Genomic DNA, 1,247 nt, shown 5'->3' on the forward strand with positions numbered 1-1,247 from the left:
TGAGGGGGACCCGTTTGGTGGTCCAGTCGCTATGCGGCTTGGGGTTGATGGGTCGCGGTCCACTGTAGGGCAAACTCGTTCGGGGTCAGTTCGCCGTGGGCGGAGTGGGGCCTGCTGGCGTTGTAGTCGCAGCGCCAGTCGTCAATGATCACACGGGCTTCCAGCAGGGACTCGAAGCGCCAGGAGTTGAGCAGTTCGTCGCGTAGTCGGCCGTTGAACGATTCGATCCAGGCGTTCTGCCACGGCGAGCCGGGATCGATGAATAGTGAGCCGGTGTCGTTGAACCGGCACCAATCGTTGACGGCGTGCGCGATGAATTCCGGGCCGTTGTCGAAGCGCACGTAGTACGGTGCGCCTCGTTGCAGGGCCAGACGGTCGAGGACGTCGACGACGCCGTCGGCGTCGATACAACGATTGACGTCGATGGCGAGGGCTTCGCGGGTGAACTCATCGATCACGTTGAGCATCTTCAGGGTGCGGCCGTCGGCGGTGGTGTCGAACTGGAAGTCCATCGCCCAGATCACGTTCGGCCGGATCGGTGACATCGCGCCAACGGCGACACCGACGCCGGTCAGTCGTTTCTTCTTGCGGCGCTGCACAACCCGCAGGCCCTCCTCACGCCACAGCCGGCGAATACGCTTGTTGTTGACCTTCCAGCCGGCCCGGCGGGCCATCTTGGCGGCCCGTCGCCAGCCCCAGCGCGGCCGGTCGGTGGAGAACTTGCGCAGCCAGACACGCAGCTCGGCTTCCTCATCGGTGATCGGTGCCGGCGCCAGCCGCATCGTGGAACGGTGGATGCCCACCACGGTGCAGGCTCGGCGTTCAGAGACCCCGAACCGCTCACGCAGCATCGTGGCGGCGCTGCGCTTGCGGTTCGGGGTTAGAAGTTTCCCGCCGAGATCTCCTTGAGCATGTCGATGTCGAGGGCCTGGTTGGCGACCATCTTCTTAAGCCGGGCATTCTCGGCCTCAAGCTCCTTGAGGCGTTTGGCGTCGCTGGCTTTCATGCCCCCGTACTGGGCAACCCAGCGATGCCACGTCGACTCCGCGATCTGCAGGTGTCGGCACACCTCGCTGAGTTCCTGGCCGGCCCCGAGGAGCTTGTTGCCCTCGGCGAGATTGCGGATGATCTGATCCGGCGTATGCCGCCGGCGCTTGTTCGATGTCATATCGTTGCTGATTCTTCCTGCCCGAACACCGGGCAACAGAGTCGCACAACGACTGGACCACTACAACGGGCTCACCTCA

The 1,247-nt window shown here is 64.1% G+C and carries 1 protein-coding gene; it reads right to left on the minus strand.

The features are described from left to right. Positions 1 to 29 precede the first annotated feature (29 nt). A protein-coding gene (locus tag AC5Y5W_RS24910) for an IS3 family transposase (protein ID WP_500014135.1) occupies positions 30 to 1,168 on the minus strand; the annotation gives its coding sequence in 2 pieces (ribosomal slippage) (positions 30 to 898 and positions 898 to 1,168; 1,140 coding nt in all). Positions 1,169 to 1,247: the final 79 nt, after the last annotated feature.

The sequence above is a fragment of the Mycobacterium sp. NGS51 genome (genome assembly GCF_059812525.1).